The 14,788-nt window shown below is 43.3% G+C and carries 14 protein-coding genes, 2 tRNA genes, 1 rRNA gene and 2 pseudogenes; 11 read left to right on the top strand and 8 right to left on the bottom strand.

Annotated elements, in window-relative coordinates; all coding sequences use genetic code 11:
* Window positions 1-51 precede the first annotated feature (51 nt).
* The 6 genes and pseudogenes from rrf (at window position 52) to CFY87_RS08245 (ending at window position 3,096) form a co-directional block, all read left to right on the top strand.
* Window positions 52-167 (top strand): 5S ribosomal RNA (rrf, locus tag CFY87_RS08270).
* Window positions 168-179: 12 nt separating this feature from the next.
* Window positions 180-256, top strand: a tRNA-Asp gene (locus tag CFY87_RS08265).
* A gap of 16 nt (window positions 257-272) precedes the next feature.
* Window positions 273-348: transfer RNA gene (locus tag CFY87_RS08260), tRNA-Trp, on the top strand.
* A gap of 123 nt (window positions 349-471) precedes the next feature.
* Complete coding sequence (gene dapF, locus CFY87_RS08255; protein WP_094946725.1) at window positions 472-1,296, top strand: diaminopimelate epimerase; 825 nt, start codon at window positions 472-474, stop codon at window positions 1,294-1,296.
* 173 nt (window positions 1,297-1,469) lie between these two features.
* Window positions 1,470-2,368, top strand: a pseudogene (gene xerC, locus CFY87_RS08250) (tyrosine recombinase XerC).
* Window positions 2,365-3,096 carry an HAD-IA family hydrolase gene (locus CFY87_RS08245; protein WP_094946724.1) on the top strand — a complete coding sequence of 244 codons (732 nt, stop codon included), beginning with the start codon at window positions 2,365-2,367 and terminating at the stop codon, window positions 3,094-3,096. The pseudogene xerC and the gene CFY87_RS08245 overlap by 4 nt, the downstream one beginning before the upstream one ends.
* Before the next feature lie 80 nt (window positions 3,097-3,176).
* Here CFY87_RS08245 and folB read toward each other — a convergent pair whose 3' ends face one another.
* Entirely contained in the window at window positions 3,177-3,533 is a 357-nt protein-coding gene (folB, locus tag CFY87_RS08240) for a dihydroneopterin aldolase (protein ID WP_094946723.1), read from the bottom strand.
* 114 nt (window positions 3,534-3,647) lie between these two features.
* Between folB and plsY the strand changes: the two genes are divergently transcribed.
* Window positions 3,648-4,250, top strand: coding sequence for a glycerol-3-phosphate 1-O-acyltransferase PlsY (plsY, locus tag CFY87_RS08235; protein WP_094946722.1), 603 nt, complete (start codon window positions 3,648-3,650; stop codon window positions 4,248-4,250).
* A gap of 98 nt (window positions 4,251-4,348) precedes the next feature.
* On the opposite strand, the gene pgeF is transcribed toward plsY, so the two are convergent.
* Entirely contained in the window at window positions 4,349-5,083 is a 735-nt protein-coding gene (pgeF, locus tag CFY87_RS08230) for a peptidoglycan editing factor PgeF (RefSeq protein WP_094946721.1), read from the bottom strand.
* Between the two features lies 1 nt (window position 5,084).
* Complete coding sequence (rluD, locus tag CFY87_RS08225) at window positions 5,085-6,059, bottom strand: 23S rRNA pseudouridine(1911/1915/1917) synthase RluD (RefSeq protein WP_094946720.1); 975 nt, start codon at window positions 6,057-6,059, stop codon at window positions 5,085-5,087.
* A gap of 104 nt (window positions 6,060-6,163) precedes the next feature.
* Between rluD and CFY87_RS08220 the strand changes: the two genes are divergently transcribed.
* Window positions 6,164-6,958: an outer membrane protein assembly factor BamD gene (locus tag CFY87_RS08220; protein WP_094946719.1), complete on the top strand. Its 795-nt coding sequence runs from the start codon at window positions 6,164-6,166 to the stop codon at window positions 6,956-6,958.
* A 164-nt stretch (window positions 6,959-7,122) separates the two neighbouring features.
* On the opposite strand, the gene ruvX is transcribed toward CFY87_RS08220, so the two are convergent.
* The 5 genes from ruvX to CFY87_RS08195 all read right to left on the bottom strand — a co-directional run bounded on the left by ruvX (window position 7,123) and on the right by CFY87_RS08195 (window position 10,301).
* Window positions 7,123-7,563: a Holliday junction resolvase RuvX gene (gene ruvX, locus CFY87_RS08215; RefSeq protein WP_094946718.1), complete on the bottom strand. Its 441-nt coding sequence runs from the start codon at window positions 7,561-7,563 to the stop codon at window positions 7,123-7,125.
* Complete coding sequence (locus CFY87_RS08210; protein WP_094946717.1) at window positions 7,563-8,120, bottom strand: YqgE/AlgH family protein; 558 nt, start codon at window positions 8,118-8,120, stop codon at window positions 7,563-7,565. Before CFY87_RS08210 ends, ruvX begins: the two co-directional genes overlap by 1 nt.
* Window positions 8,121-8,167: 47 nt before the next feature.
* On the bottom strand, window positions 8,168-8,902 hold the full coding sequence (gene rsmE / locus CFY87_RS08205; protein ID WP_094946716.1) for a 16S rRNA (uracil(1498)-N(3))-methyltransferase: 735 nt from the start codon (window positions 8,900-8,902) through the stop codon (window positions 8,168-8,170).
* A gap of 95 nt (window positions 8,903-8,997) precedes the next feature.
* Window positions 8,998-9,219 (bottom strand): sulfurtransferase TusA family protein, encoded by a 222-nt coding sequence (locus CFY87_RS08200; protein WP_094946715.1) that lies wholly within the window; start codon window positions 9,217-9,219, stop codon window positions 8,998-9,000.
* Between the two features lie 32 nt (window positions 9,220-9,251).
* Window positions 9,252-10,301 carry a YeeE/YedE family protein gene (locus CFY87_RS08195; protein ID WP_094946714.1) on the bottom strand — a complete coding sequence of 350 codons (1,050 nt, stop codon included), beginning with the start codon at window positions 10,299-10,301 and terminating at the stop codon, window positions 9,252-9,254.
* A gap of 211 nt (window positions 10,302-10,512) precedes the next feature.
* Here CFY87_RS08195 and recO point away from each other — a divergent pair, with 211 nt between their 5' ends.
* The 3 genes and pseudogenes from recO to relA all read left to right on the top strand — a co-directional run bounded on the left by recO (window position 10,513) and on the right by relA (window position 14,777).
* Window positions 10,513-11,220, top strand: a complete 708-nt coding sequence (gene recO, locus CFY87_RS08190; protein ID WP_094946713.1) for a DNA repair protein RecO — start codon at window positions 10,513-10,515, stop codon at window positions 11,218-11,220.
* A 1-nt stretch (window position 11,221) separates the two neighbouring features.
* Window positions 11,222-12,541 (top strand): 23S rRNA (uracil(1939)-C(5))-methyltransferase RlmD, encoded by a 1,320-nt coding sequence (gene rlmD, locus CFY87_RS08185; RefSeq protein ID WP_094946712.1) that lies wholly within the window; start codon window positions 11,222-11,224, stop codon window positions 12,539-12,541.
* Between the two features lie 9 nt (window positions 12,542-12,550).
* Window positions 12,551-14,777 (top strand): annotated as a pseudogene (relA, locus tag CFY87_RS08180) (GTP diphosphokinase).
* The last annotated feature ends 11 nt before the right edge of the window (window positions 14,778-14,788 follow it).

Raw genomic sequence — 14,788 nt, 5'->3', positions numbered from 1 at the left:
CATTATTTTGTTAGCCTATTTATTATAGAGTAGGTTAACAAATAAAAATTTTTTGGCAGCAATAGTGCAGTGGGACCACCTAATTCCATGCCGAACTTAGAAGTGAAACGCTGTAACGCCGATGGTAGTGTGGGGTATCCCCATGTGAGAGTAGGACACTGCCAAATACCAAATTTAGCGGAGTGGTAGTTCAGCTGGTTAGAATACCTGCCTGTCACGCAGGGGGTCGCGGGTTCGAGTCCCGTCCATTCCGCCAATCCTTTCATACCAATAGGGGCGTAGTTCAATTGGTAGAGCACCGGTCTCCAAAACCGGGTGTTGGGAGTTCGAGCCTCTCCGCCCCTGCCATATGACATATTTTCTCGTTATTTCAACATATTATTACTTATTTTTATTCTTTAAACTTTGTTTACTCTCTAAAACTTGCTGATTATAATGCAAGGAGTGTTTACGAGTTTTAAAGGTAGTACAATGCAGTTTTCTAAAATGCACGGTTTAGGCAATGATTTTGTTGTCGTTGATGCCGTGACCCAAAATGTTTATTTTCCAACGGAAACCATCAAAAAATTAGCAGATCGCCATTGCGGAATTGGTTTTGATCAATTATTGATTGTGGAACCGCCTTATGATCCGGAATTAGATTTTCATTACCGCATTTTCAACGCGGATGGTACCGAGGTAGCGCAATGTGGCAATGGTGCACGTTGTTTTGCTCGTTTTGTAACACTCAAAGGTTTGACCAACAAAAAAGATATTGCGGTTAGTACCGCAAACGGAAAAATGATTTTAAGTGTTAAAGATGATGGAATGGTTCGCGTGAATATGGGCGAGCCTATTTGGGAGCCGGCAAAAATTCCATTTATTGCTAATAAATTTGAAAAAAATTATATTTTGCGCACAGACATTCAAACCGTACTTTGTGGCGCTGTATCAATGGGTAATCCGCACTGCGTTGTTCAGGTTGACGATATTGCTACTGCTAATGTTACCGAACTTGGGCCTTTATTGGAAAATCATGAACGTTTTCCGGAACGTGTGAATGCCGGATTTATGCAAGTGATGAATCGTCAATATATTAAATTACGGGTTTATGAGCGTGGCGCCGGAGAGACTCAAGCTTGCGGCAGCGGTGCTTGTGCAGCGGTAGCGATTGGTATTATGCAAGGTTTGCTGGATAATAGCGTGCAAGTTGATTTGCCGGGCGGCAGCTTAATGATTGAATGGAAAGGGGTTGGTTCACCACTTTATATGACTGGTGATGCCACGCATATTTACGATGGCGTTATTCGGCTTTAGTTTGATAAATATTATGGGTAAAAAATGATTTTGTAGCACAAGTTAACATTCTGTTATTCAATGATCATGAGACAAGCAACCTACTCTCGACGAGCGTTATTCTTATAAAATATCTAGTCAGGATTGTGGAGAAACATTTAACACTGGATGGCAAATTACATGGACAACGGCTAATGCAAACGTTACTACATCAATATTTGAATTACCTTAAAATTGAGCGCCAATTAAGCTCATATACCTTGGCGAATTATCAATATCAATTGGATGCAATATGCGCAATTTTGCAGCAAAACGATATTCACCAATGGCAACAAATGACGCCGAGTGTAGTACGTTTTGTGTTGGCGCAAAGCAAAAAGGACGGATTAAAGGAAAAAGTTTAGCGTTGCGGTTGTCGGCGTTGCGCCAATTTTTAGCATATTTAGTCCGGCAAGGCGTGTTAGCGGTTAACCCCGCTGTGAGCATTTCTGCGCCCAAACAAGCGAAGCATTTGCCGAAAAATATTGATGCGGAGCAAGTACAGCAATTGTTAGCAAATGATAGCAAAGAGCCGATCGATATTCGTGATCGTGCAATGATGGAGTTGATGTACAGCTCCGGATTGCGCCTATCTGAATTGCAAGGCCTAAATTTAAGTAATATTAACACGCGATCTCGTGAGGTACGTGTGCTGGGAAAAGGGAACAAAGAACGCATCTTACCTTTCGGGCGTTATGCTTCTCACGCCATTCAACAATGGTTAAAAGTACGGTCATTATTTAATCCAAAAAATGAAGCACTTTTTGTCAGCCAGCTCGGCAATCGATTGACGCAACGAGCAATTCAAAAGCGCCTTGAAATCTGGGGTATTCGTCAAGGTTTAAACAGCCATCTTAACCCACATAAATTACGCCATTCCTTTGCAACCCATATGCTGGAAAACAGTTCGGATTTGCGTGCGGTGCAAGAATTGCTCGGACATAGTAATTTGTCCAGTACGCAAATTTACACCCATCTTAATTTTCAACATCTTGCGCAAGTTTATGATGCGGCTCATCCACGTGCAAAGCGAAAAAATAGGAACATCTCATGAAATTTTACCGCTCTTTGCAGCCTTTTCGCGCTATCAGTTTTGATTTGGACGATACGCTATATGATAACCGCGAGATCATTCGCCAAGCGGAATGGTACTTTATTGATTATGTGAAAAAACGTGGCAAAATTGCTGAATTTAATCAAGAATATTGGCAATCTTGGCGCAATTGTATGGCACAACAATTTCCCCATTTAACTCATGATGTGACTGCTTGGCGAGCAGAAACCTTGACCGCTTTGCTACAATTTCAGCAAAAAAGTACGGTCGAAATTACGCAAATTTGTCAGCAAGCCATGGCAATTTTCTTTGAATGGCGCAATAAAATTCAATTGCCGCGTGAAACGGTGGAAATATTGACCGCACTTAAACCCTATTATCCGTTAATTGCGATCACGAACGGTAACGTAGATCCAAAACGTATCGGCTTGCATTATTTTGATCATTATTTTCGCGCCGGCGAAGCCTATCCCAACGGGCATTTCCGTGCTAAGCCACACCCTGATATGTTTCATCATTGTGCAACGACGTTAAACATTACGCCACAGGATATTTTGCACGTGGGCGATAATTTGATCACCGATGTACAGGGCGCGTTGCAAGCGGGATGCCAAGCAGTGTGGATCAATTTATCCGGCGAGACCATTGCCACGTTTAGCGAGGCGCGTTTATTACCCACCGTAGAAATTAATGAATTATCTCAACTGGTTGCGGTTACACAGCAATAATCCGATCACAATTAAGATGGTGCCGATAATATAGTAAACATACAATCTTTCGCCTAAAATAATGTACAAGAATTAAGCAATTATGGTAACTGTCCTTTTTCTATGATAATACCGACATTATTTGCCTGCGCTACTGCTTTAGGTTTACTCAGTTTGAGCTTTATCCAAGGAATTGCAAAGCGCTGTTGTAGCGCTTCCGCCACTTCATACGCTACCCGTTCAATTAACAAAAAGGGTCTGGATTGTACATAATCAATAATAAATTCGCTGACTTGTGCATAATTTAAGCAATAAATGACGTTATCCGTTTGTGCCGCTTTTTTGCTATCCCATGCCATTTCTAAATCAAATACCAATCTTTGCTTAATTTGCTGTTCCCAATCGTAAACGCCGATTTGTGCAAAAACGATTAATCCCTCAATAAAAATGCGATCCATTTGATAACTCCCCTAATATATTTAGCATAATGTGTATTATGCTATCAAGTTTATGCGCTTTTCTGTAGAATAGACGAACAAATTTTTTTCTTTTTCATGACAAAAGGATCGACGATGAGTATTTTTGCGCTTTTTTATATGTTATTTGCCTATTTGTTAGGATCCATATCAAGTGCGATTTTATTCTGCAAAATGGCAGGTTTGCCGGATCCGAGAGAAAGCGGTTCGCACAATCCTGGTGCTACCAATGTGCTACGCATTGGCGGTCGCTGGGCAGCGTTGGCGGTATTGTTGTTTGATATTTTAAAGGGGATGTTGCCGGTCTGGGGCGGTTACTATCTTGGATTAACTCAGTTTGAACTGGGGATGGTCGCATTAGGGGCGTGTTTGGGGCACATTTTTCCGATTTTCTTTAAATTCAAAGGCGGAAAGGGCGTTGCCACCGCTTTTGGTGCTATTGCGCCGATTGCTTGGAGTGTTGCCGGTAGTATGATTGGCACTTGGTTGTTTGTTTTTGTGATCAGTGGCTATTCTTCTTTAAGTGCTGTGGTGACCGCCTTGTTAGTCCCGTTTTATGTGTGGTGGTTCAAACCGGAATTTACCTTTCCCGTTGCGTTGGTATGTTGTTTATTGATTTACCGTCATCACGACAATATCCAACGTCTATGGCGCGGACAAGAAGATAAAGTCTGGTCAAAATTGAAGAAAAAATCGTAACTTGGGTGAATACTCTAGTAAAGGGCGGTCAATTTTTCCGCTTTTTTGTTAATATCCCTCTGATCAAGAAGGATATTTTTTATCTATAAATATCTTGTTTATTCAAACCAAATTAATGATGCCATTCTTCCTGTTCGTTTCTCTCGACGATAAGAGAAAAATTGTCGCTGATCTAAATAGGTACAATGCTCTCCGCCGCTAATTTGCATCACGCCCAAGGCGTTGAGACGTTGACGGGCAAGTTGGTAGAGATTGCCTAAATATTTCCCCGAGGCGTTAGGATCAGGGAGAAAAGCTTGTTGAGCTTGCGGATTATGTGCCACAAATTGCGCCACCACGTCTTCGCTCACTTGAAAGGCGCTCGGACCGATAGCCGCGCCGAACCATGCCATAATGTCCTCTTTGGGCGATTGAAAACAATTTAGCGTTTGCTCCAAAATACCGTCACACAACCCGCGCCAACCGGCGTGAGCCGCGGCGACTTCACTGCCTTGTCGGTTAGTGAACAACACTGGCAAACAATCGGCGGTCATCACTAAACATACTTGTTTGGGCTGATGGGTATAAGTCGCATCCGCATTGAGATTTTTTCCGTCATAAGGCAAATGTAGCACCTTGGTGCTGTGGGTTTGCGTCAGAAAAACCGGATATTGTGGCAAGCCGAATTGTTCAGTTAATAAAGTGCGGTTATTTTTGACCGCACTTTTTTCGTCACCCACATGATCACCCAAATTAAAACTGTCATAAGGCGCTTGGCTGTATCCTCCTTGACGCAAGGTCATCAAGGCGCGGACGTTTTTGGGGGCTTGCCAAGTTGGGGTTAAGTATTTCATATTAATAGTCCAATTCGTCCTTATGTAACTGATAATCAGCTTTTAAGGCACCGATTAATTCAACGAAATCCGCCGGCAATGGTGCGAACCAATCCATCATCTCGCCGCTAATTGGATGCGCCAAACGCAACATTACTGCGTGCAACGCTTGGCGTTTAAATTCACGCATTACGCGCATTAATTCCTCGCCGGCGTTTTTCGGCGGGCGTGGACGTCCGCCATAGGTTTGATCGCCAAGTAATGGATGGGCGATGTGTGCCATATGTACCCGAATTTGATGGGTACGACCGGTTTCAAGACGCAAACGTAAACGCGTGTAATCGCGAAAACGCTCCATAATCCGATAATGGGTTACTGCCGGTTTACCCAAAGGATGTACCGCCATATGAGTACGTTTAGTTGGATGGCGTGCCATGGGTTGATCTACTGTACCACCTTTGGTCATAATACCGCTGGCAATGGCTTCATATTCACGGGTAATTTTACGTTTTTGCAAATCGCGCACCAATTTGGTTTGCGCCGGAATGGTTTTTGCTACCACCATCAAGCCCGTAGTGTCTTTATCCAAGCGGTGCACAATGCCGGCGCGCGGTACTTCTGCAATTTCAGGATAATGATAAAGTAGCGCATTTAATACCGTGCCTTTCGGATTGCCGGCGCCGGGGTGAACCACAAAATCTTTCGGCTTATTGATCACCAAAATATGTTCGTCTTCATAGACGATATCCAGCGGAATATTTTCCGCTTCAAAGCGGGTCTCATCATCCACTTCCACCGTGATTTCCACCTGTTCACCGCCATAGACTTTGCTCCTTGGCACCTTGTTGATTTGCCCGTTAACCAATACCAAATCGCCTTCGATCCAAGTTTTTAGTCGCGAGCGGGAATAGTCGGGGAACAATTCCGCCAAAGTTTGGTCTAATCGTTGTCCCATTTGTTCAGGTCGGATTTCAGCCGACAAAATAAGTTGTGCCATAAATAAAAAAATCCGTGAATAGTTTGCTTATTTAGCAATGTTATATAAAATATCGGATAATTGTAACTCATTTATCATTGCACGTAAAAAATAAGGATCAACCAATGCGTAAATTAAAATCGCTTACCCTCGTTGCATTAGCGGCTTTGGCAATCAGTGCCTGTTCAAGTTCCAACAAAGCAGTAGATCAAGGCTCGGAACAAGAGCTTTATAATAAAGGTCAAACCTATTTGCAAAATGCAGATTATTCACAAGCCATTCGCTATTTAGACGCGGTCAATACCCGCTTCCCGGGAACCGCTTACAGCGAACAAGCCCAGCTTAATTTGATTTACGCCTATTACAAATCACAAGATTACACTAAAACATTGGTTACTGCTGATCGTTTCTTGCAAATGCATCCAAACAGCCCGAATTTAGATTATGTTATTTATATGGCAGGGTTAACCAATTCCGCCTTAGGGGATAATTTTATTCAAGATTTTTTTGGTGTTGATCGTGCTACTCGTGAAAGCTCCTCGATCAAAACCGCTTTTGCTAATTTCCAAAATTTGGTGAAACATTTCCCGAATAGTGTTTATGCACCGGATGCGGTTGCGCGTATGGCATATATCAAAGCCAGCCTCGCACGTCACGAGTTGGCGATTGCTAAATTTTATGCTAAACGCAACGCACACGTAGCGGTTGTCAACCGCGTGGTGGGCATGTTACGTCAATATCCTGACACACAAGCAACGTTAGATGCGCTACCGTTGATGAAAGAAGCTTATGAAAAAATGAATTTAACCCGATTGGCAAACCAAACGGAAATCTTAATCCAAGCCAACCAAGGCAAACATTTTGATGAAGTAGAAAAACCAAAAGAGCCTGAATTAATCACGGTACCGCAGGAGAAATAAAAAATAATCCACAAAAAAGCATAGCATGATCTGCCCCCAAAAGTCGGACTAAACAACCAACTGATTAAGGTGCAGATTTTTTTACTTCAAACTCAAACAGAGCAAATTTTCCTTGCAATGCTGACTTGTGCCGGCGGTGAAAAGGAGGGAAAGGAAAAGTGCGGTTAAATTTGCAGTTGTTTTATTGTTTTCACACCATTTTCAAACCAGCTTTCTAAAATTAAGCAAGCGGAAATTCCGTCGATTTTGCTTTTGTTTAGGGCTTTAAAGCCGCCACGTTGGAATATTTCAGCACGAGCTTCGGTGGTGGTAAGGCGTTCATCTTGTAATACCACATTGACTCCGAAGCGTCCGCGTAAGCGTTGGGCGAATTTTTTTGCGCGTCGGGTTAAATCCTGTTCGCTCCCGTCCATATTGAGCGGAAGACCTACCACTACCACTTGCGGTTTCCATTCCCGTAAACATTTTTCAATGTGTTGCCAATTAGGAATGCCATCTTGCGCTTTGAATGCCGGCAAGGCTTGTGCTGTACCTGTGATGCTTTGTCCGACGGCGCAGCCGATACTTTTGGTGCCGAAATCAAAGGCTAATGCGGTAAATCCCATTAACAATGCCCCGCTTGATATGCCAAATGATGATGTTGAATACCCAATAATAATTGCGCTTCCAGCCAACGGTTTTCATAAGGAGTATGAAACAAGATTTGTTCATTGGCAGGGACGACCAACCAATCGTTATTGGTAATTTCATTTTCCAATTGGTTTGGTGACCAACTGGCGCAGCCTAGTGTGACCAAATATTGTTCTGGTTGTGCTGCGGTGCCGAAGGTTTGTAAAACGTCAGCCGAAGTAGTGAGCGTTAATTGATCGCTGATTTTGTAACTGTGCTGAAAGGCTTGTTTGGTTGGTGTATGCAAAATAAAACCGCGTTCAAGGTTAACCGGTCCACCGGATAAGATCAATTTATCGGGATAATGGCGACGATCTGCCATTAAGAAATTCATTTTGGCGCAAAGTTCGGCAATGCTTAAATCGGTGGGTTGTGTGATCATCAGACCCATGGAGCCTTGTTCATTATGCTCACACACATAGATTACCGCACGGTGAAAATAGTCATCATTTAAATGTGGCATGGCAATCAAAAAATGATTTTGTAGTTCCATTATTGCTCCTTAACCAATTAATTCGGGTTGCTTTCCAAAAAATAAAATTATGTTAAATCACCAAAACACACTTGCAGCGCGCTAATAGCAACTAAAGCGGCGGTCTCGGTGCGTAAAATACGTTGTCCTAACAACACGTCGGTAAATCCTTGTTGCTCGGTTTGTTGAATTTCTTGCGGTGATAATCCGCCTTCCGAGCCAATCAGCAATCGCAAGCCGGCTGCGGGAATATGGGGCAATGTACGAATAGAATGGGCAGCGCGCGGGTGTAAATTTAATTTTAGACTTCCATCTTGCTCTGCACACCAATCCGATAATTTCATCATTGGGCGAATTTCAGGGATGACATTGCGCCCACATTGTTCACAAGCAGAAATAGCGATTTTTTGCCACTGTTGGATTTTTTTCTCTATCCGTTGGGTATCTAATTTGACACCACAGCGCTCTGACCATAATGGCGTAATCAGGTTTACGCCCAATTCCACGGATTTTTGAATGGTAAACTCCATGCGATCGCCACGGGAAATCACTTGCCCTAAATGGATAAATAATGGGCTTTCGCATGAACGATATTCATTACCTAGAATTTCCACTTCAACCGCTTTTTTGCTGACTTGCGTAATCACTGCCGGATAAATATGGTTGCTGCCATCAAATAATTCAAGGCGTTCTCCCGTTTGCATACGCAATACCCGTCCAACATGATTGACGGCATCTTCGCTTAATTGACAGTTTTTTTGTTGTATTAACGGTGTTGGATGGTAAATTCTTGGTATTCTCATAATAACTGATGGTTTCCGTGATTTTATGCGTATCATAACAGAAAATAAAAAGCGCGGTAGAAATTACCGCACTTTTGCTTAATTTGTCTTGAGGGTTATTTAATGACGGTGATAGTCCATTTGGCGTCATCAATTTGTTCAAAATTGGTTACTTCATAACCTTCTTCTGCCGCCCAGCTTGGAATAGCTTCGGTGGCTTGGGTGCAGTCAAATTCGATTTCCAATCCGTCACCTTTATGTAATTGTGCCATTACTTGTTTGGCTTCCACTAATGGGAATGGGCAGACTAAACCCGCAGTTTCTAATTTAACGATCATAATTTTCCCTTCTCTCCTTTTCTTGTTATTATCTATTGAGCTTGCGCTAAACGCAAACGGAATTGTTGCGGACGAATAATGGTGAAATAGGCGGCGACCCAAGTTCCGACGATCATAACAGGTAAGGATAACCAACCTTGCCAAGAGAAGAACGCGGTTTCCACCAATCCGTTACCGATAGAACAGCCGCCGGCTAATGTCGCGCCGACGCCCATTAACACGCCACCGGCAGCACTGCGTAGCATGGTGGCCACATCCGGCACGCGGAAGCGGAATTCGTTGCTGCCTTTGGCGGCGATAAAGGAGCCGCAGAAAATACCTAATACCAAGAATACGCCCCAGTTAAGGAATTTGTCATCGCCGGTGACCAAATATTGTATGATATTGGCGGATGGACTCGTAATGCCCAAACCGGAATCGCGACCGGTGGCAATACTCAATGGCCAGGCGGCAAGGGCGATCAGACCGACTAAAACAGCGGTAACGAAAGGATCCCAGCGTTTTTTAAATAAAATCTGTGCTAAGCCGGTTTTTTTCGGTTTTAAGGTGGTAAGTTTGACTTTCGGTTTGGATAATTGTTTGAAAACATAGCATAAAGTCACCGCACTTAATAAGCCGACTAACCACCAAGGCGAAATACCGAAACTTCCGTAAATGGTGGTATGCTCAATATGTTCAGCACGTAACGCTTGATTAAATTCGCCTAACGGACCGGTGCGCATCACGGCGCTTAAAAGCATATAGGTTGCTAAGGCAACCCAGCTGCCGATCAAGCCTTCACCGGCACGATACCAAGTTCCCGTGGCGCAACCGCCGGCGAGAACGATACCGATACCGAATAAAAAGGCACCAATTAATACAGCGAAAAAGGCTAATTTTTCTGCCGGTTCAACCGCTAACACCCCTACTTCTTTTAAGGCAAAAAAGCCAATGGATTGAATGCTGATAGCGATTAATAAGGCAATGAACATTTTGTTGCTTTTAGTGACATACAGATCAAGGAATGCGCCGGTGATACAAAAGCGACCGCGTTGCATCACAAAACCGAGCAAAATTCCGGTAAGTAATCCGGTTAAAATCATAGAAAATATTCTCCAATCAATGATAAAAATGGTCTACAATTTTTATCAAAAGCACTTAGAATAAGCTAATAATTTTTTGCGAATTAATATGCATTTTGGTTATTAAAATAAATGACAGGAATGACCGAAGAACGGTGAAAAATCTGTTAAAATAAGCAAATGTTAAATAACCTTGTAGCGAGGCAACCTTATCGGACATTGGCAGGCGCAAATCAGTTTAAAAAGAGGGTTTGTGTTACATCGACGAGCTTATAGCGAAACCAGTTTGTTAGTGGATTTATTCACGGAAGAAACTGGGCGGCTGACGGTTATTGCCAAAGGGGCAAGAACCAAGCGTTCGTCGTTGAAAAGTGTATTGCAACCCTTTACGCCGCTGTTGTTGCATTGGTCGGGAAAAGGCGGGTTAAAAACCTTATCCAAAGCCGAACCGGCATCTATTGCGTTGCCCCTCCAACCGAAAGCGTTGTACAGCGGTTTTTATATCAATGAATTACTGGTTCGTCTGTTGGAGCCGGAAACTGCCTATGCCTCTTTGTTCCAAGATTATTTGCAATGTTTAACCGATTTAGCTAGTGCGCCACATTTGCTTGAATCCAGTTTAAGGACCTTTGAATTTCGTTTGCTGCGAACCTTAGGCTACGGCATTGATTTTTGTCGTTGTGCCGGTTCCGGGCAGCCGGTAGATGCTGATATGACCTATCGCTATCGAGAAGAAAAAGGCTTTATCGCTTCCTTAATTCGCGATAATTTGACCTTTTATGGGCGTGAATTATTGGCATTTGATCGTTTGGATTTTGCCGATCCTGAGGTATTGCAAGCGGCGAAACGCTTTAGTCGCATAGCCTTAAAACGCTATTTGGGCAATAAACCTTTGAAAAGTCGCGAATTATTTACGCAAAATATTTTATATTTGAAATAACATGGTTTTACTTTATACCCCTAAAAAACAAGCGAAAAAAGAACTGCACTTTGAAGCGGATATTGTGGATTTAGATTATCAGGGTTTTGGCGTGGCGAAAGTTGGCGGCAAAACGTGGTTTATCGAAAACGCTTTGCCGCAAGAACGAGTGATGGTCGCGTCGGTGGAAGAAAAACGCCAATTCGGTATGGGGAAAGCGCAACGGATTTTGCGCGTCAGTGCATTGCGCCAAACGCCCAAATGCCCCTATTATCAACAATGTGGCGGTTGCCAAAGTCAGCATATTCCTTTGGCGTTGCAGCACGAAAGTAAACAAAAAACCTTGTTTCAACGCCTAAGTTGTTTGCAGGCGGCGCCGATTGATTTTCAACCTATGATGGTCGGCGCGCAATGGCATTATCGTCGGCGTGTGCGCTTGAGTTTGCGCTATGAGCCGAAAACTCGCCAATTGGTGATGGGATTTCGTCAAAAACGCTCAGCGGATATTGTGAATATCCGTCGTTGCGAGGTGTTGGTGTCGCCATTAAATGAATTATTGGAAAAAGTGACCGCACTTTTGGCTCAATGGTCAACGCCCAAACAGTTGGGGCATGTGGAATTGGTGGCGGCGGATAATGGTGTGGCAATGTTGCTGCGTTATATGCAAAATATGGCGGAAATTGACCGCACTTTATTGTTGCGGTTTGCGCAAGCGCATCAATTGATGTTATTTGTGCAAGATGACTACGAGATTAAGCATGTTTATGGCGAGTTTCCCTATTATCAGCTCAAAGATGGCACGCGCTTATATTTTGATATTCGCGATTTTATTCAAGTTAATGCGTCGCTTAATCAGCAAATGATCGATACTGCGTTGGATTGGTTGGCGTTGAGTGCGCAAGATGAGGTGTTGGATTTGTTTTGCGGAATGGGAAATTTCACATTGCCATTAAGTAAGCGTGTGAAAAGTGCGGTCGGAATTGAGGGCGTTTCAGAGATGGTGGTACGGGCGCGGCAAAATGCGGAACAAAACCATTGTCACAATGTCCAATTTTATCAAAGCGATCTTGAAAAGCCCTTTGTCGAACAGCCTTGGGCGAGGCAACAGTTTAATAAAATCTTGCTCGATCCGGCGCGTGGCGGGGCAGCGTTTGCGTTGAGCGTGATGATGCAAGTGCGGGCGGAAAAAATACTTTACGTTTCTTGCAATCCGGCGACATTGGTACGTGATGCCGCGATTTTACTTGAGGCGGGTTATCTTTTGCGCAAAGTAGCAATGGTTGATATGTTTCCGAATACGGCGCATTTAGAATCCATCAGTTTATTTGAAAAAACACGGTAGGAAATTAATATGGTTGCTGTACGCGGATCACATTTGTTAAATCCAAAGGATTTTGTCATTGAAAAATGGTGTGCCGAATTGGGGCTTGCCCCGCAAGTCGAGCAGGCACTGGCTTTGGCATGGCATTATTCGCAGCAAAAAGTCAGCGAGTTTCAAGCCAAAGAGGCTGTGAGCTACAACAGTTGTCATTTGCAAATCGGTGTTGAAATGGTGGAGATTTTGCACGGTTTGAATATGGATGCAGACAGTTTGTTAACCGCCATGTTGTATCCGATTGTCAGCAATAATATCGTGGATTTAGCGACCCTTAAGGATGATTTTGGCGCTAATATCGGTAAACTGGTGAAAGGCGTGATGGAGATGGATAATATTCGTCAACTTAACGTCAATTCTGCTAACAGTTTGCAGGTGGATAACGTGCGCCGAATGTTGTTGGCTATGGTGGATGATTTTCGTTGCGTGATTATCAAGTTGGCGGAGCGGATTACGTTTTTGCGTGATGCGGAAAAATACTGTTCGGAAGAAGAAAAAGTGTTGGCGGCAAAAGAATGCGCCAATATTTATGCGCCCCTTGCCAATCGTTTGGGCATTGGGCAGTTAAAATGGGAATTGGAAGATTATTGCTTTCGTTATTTGCATCCGGAGCAATATCGCGCAATTGCGAAATTGCTGCAAGAGCGTCGTTTGGATCGAGAAAAATATATTGCCGATTTTGTCACGGAATTGACGGCGTATTTAAAAGAAAATATTGACCAAGTAGAAGTTTACGGGCGTCCAAAACATATTTATAGCATTTGGCGTAAAATGCAGAAAAAACACTTGGAATTCGGCGATTTGTATGATGTGCGCGCGGTGCGGATTATTGTACAAAAACTGCAAGATTGTTATTCTGCGTTGGGCATTGTGCATACGTATTTTAAACATTTACCGAAAGAATTTGATGATTATGTTGCCAATCCGAAACCGAACGGTTATCAATCCATCCATACTGTCGTTTTGGGACAAGGCGGCAAACCGGTGGAAGTGCAAATTCGTACGCAACAAATGCATGATGATGCGGAATTGGGCGTGGCGGCGCACTGGAAATATAAAGAAGGGGTGGCGGGGCGTTCGGGTTACGAGGAAAAAATTGCGTGGTTGCGTAAATTATTGGCGTGGCAAGATGATATTACCGATTCCGGTGATGTGATGGCTGAGATGCGCAGTCAGGTGTTTGACGATCGGGTTTATGTGTTTACGCCGAAAGGGGAAGTGGTGGATTTGCCAACCGGTTCGACACCGCTGGATTTTGCTTATGCGATTCATAGCGAAATCGGGCATCGTTGCATTGGCGCTAAAGTGGCGGGGCGTATTGTTCCTTTTACCTATCAATTGCAAATGGGCGATCAGATTGAAGTGATTACCCAAAAAAATCCGAATCCAAGTCGTGACTGGCTCAATCCCAATTTAGGCTTTACACACACCGGCAAAGCGCGCGCGAAAATTCAAGCTTGGTTTAAAAAATTAGATCGAGATAAAAATATTCCGGCGGGGAAAGAATTGCTGGAAAATGAGATCACTCGTTTGGGGATTTCCTTGAAGCAAGTGGAGCAATATGCGCTGCCACGTTATAACATGAAACATCTCGAGGATTTATATGCCGGTATTGGTGGCGGTGATGTGCGTTTAAATCAATTAGTGAATTTTTTACAAAATAAATTGATTAAATCTTCCGCACAAGAAGCTGACGAGGAAATTTTGCGCCATGTTGCTCATAAAAGTGCGATCGTTTCACAGCAAAAAAATGAGAAAAAAGGCTATGTCATTGTTGAAGGCGTTGGAAATTTAATGCACCATATTGCACGCTGTTGTCAGCCAATTCCGGGGGATGATATCATGGGCTATATCACTATGGGGCGCGGTATTTCTATTCATCGTACCGATTGCGAGCAGTTTGGAGCTGCAAAAAGCCCATCCGGAACGTGCGGTGGAGTCCATTTGGGGTGAAAATTACGCTAGTGGATTTCGTTTGAGTATTCGTATCGTGGCAAGTGATCGTAACGGATTGTTGCGCGATATTACCACAGTGCTTGCCAATGAAAAAATCAGCGTGCTGGGTGTTTCCAGTTGTGCGGATACCAAAAAACAATTGGCGACCATTAATATGGAAATTGAGCTGAATAATGTACAAATGTTAAGTAAAATTTTGGCTCGGTTGGAAAAATTAGATGATGTGATTGAGGCGAAACGCCTTTAATTTAGGGAAAT

Origin of the sequence: Actinobacillus seminis, from assembly GCF_002263215.1 — a bacterium.
Taxonomy (GTDB): domain Bacteria; phylum Pseudomonadota; class Gammaproteobacteria; order Enterobacterales; family Pasteurellaceae; genus Actinobacillus_B; species Actinobacillus_B seminis.
The sequence above is the reverse complement of the archived record's forward strand: the minus strand, read 5'-3'. Positions and strand labels throughout refer to the sequence as shown.

Excerpts from the sequence above, each read along its gene's own strand:
- dapF (WP_094946725.1), top strand. The coding sequence starts at position 472 with ATGCAGTTTTCTAAAATGCACGGTTTAGGCAATGATTTTGTTGTCGTT.
- CFY87_RS08245 (WP_094946724.1), top strand. The coding sequence starts at position 2,365 with ATGAAATTTTACCGCTCTTTGCAGCCTTTTCGCGCTATCAGTTTTGAT.
- folB (WP_094946723.1), bottom strand. The coding sequence starts at position 3,533 with ATGGATCGCATTTTTATTGAGGGATTAATCGTTTTTGCACAAATCGGC.
- plsY (WP_094946722.1), top strand. The coding sequence starts at position 3,648 with ATGAGTATTTTTGCGCTTTTTTATATGTTATTTGCCTATTTGTTAGGA.
- pgeF (WP_094946721.1), bottom strand. The coding sequence starts at position 5,083 with ATGAAATACTTAACCCCAACTTGGCAAGCCCCCAAAAACGTCCGCGCC.
- rluD (WP_094946720.1), bottom strand. The coding sequence starts at position 6,059 with ATGGCACAACTTATTTTGTCGGCTGAAATCCGACCTGAACAAATGGGA.
- CFY87_RS08220 (WP_094946719.1), top strand. The coding sequence starts at position 6,164 with ATGCGTAAATTAAAATCGCTTACCCTCGTTGCATTAGCGGCTTTGGCA.
- ruvX (WP_094946718.1), bottom strand. The coding sequence starts at position 7,563 with ATGGGATTTACCGCATTAGCCTTTGATTTCGGCACCAAAAGTATCGGC.
- CFY87_RS08210 (WP_094946717.1), bottom strand. The coding sequence starts at position 8,120 with ATGGAACTACAAAATCATTTTTTGATTGCCATGCCACATTTAAATGAT.
- rsmE (WP_094946716.1), bottom strand. The coding sequence starts at position 8,902 with ATGAGAATACCAAGAATTTACCATCCAACACCGTTAATACAACAAAAA.
- CFY87_RS08200 (WP_094946715.1), bottom strand. The coding sequence starts at position 9,219 with ATGATCGTTAAATTAGAAACTGCGGGTTTAGTCTGCCCATTCCCATTA.
- CFY87_RS08195 (WP_094946714.1), bottom strand. The coding sequence starts at position 10,301 with ATGATTTTAACCGGATTACTTACCGGAATTTTGCTCGGTTTTGTGATG.
- rlmD (WP_094946712.1), top strand. The coding sequence starts at position 11,222 with ATGGTTTTACTTTATACCCCTAAAAAACAAGCGAAAAAAGAACTGCAC.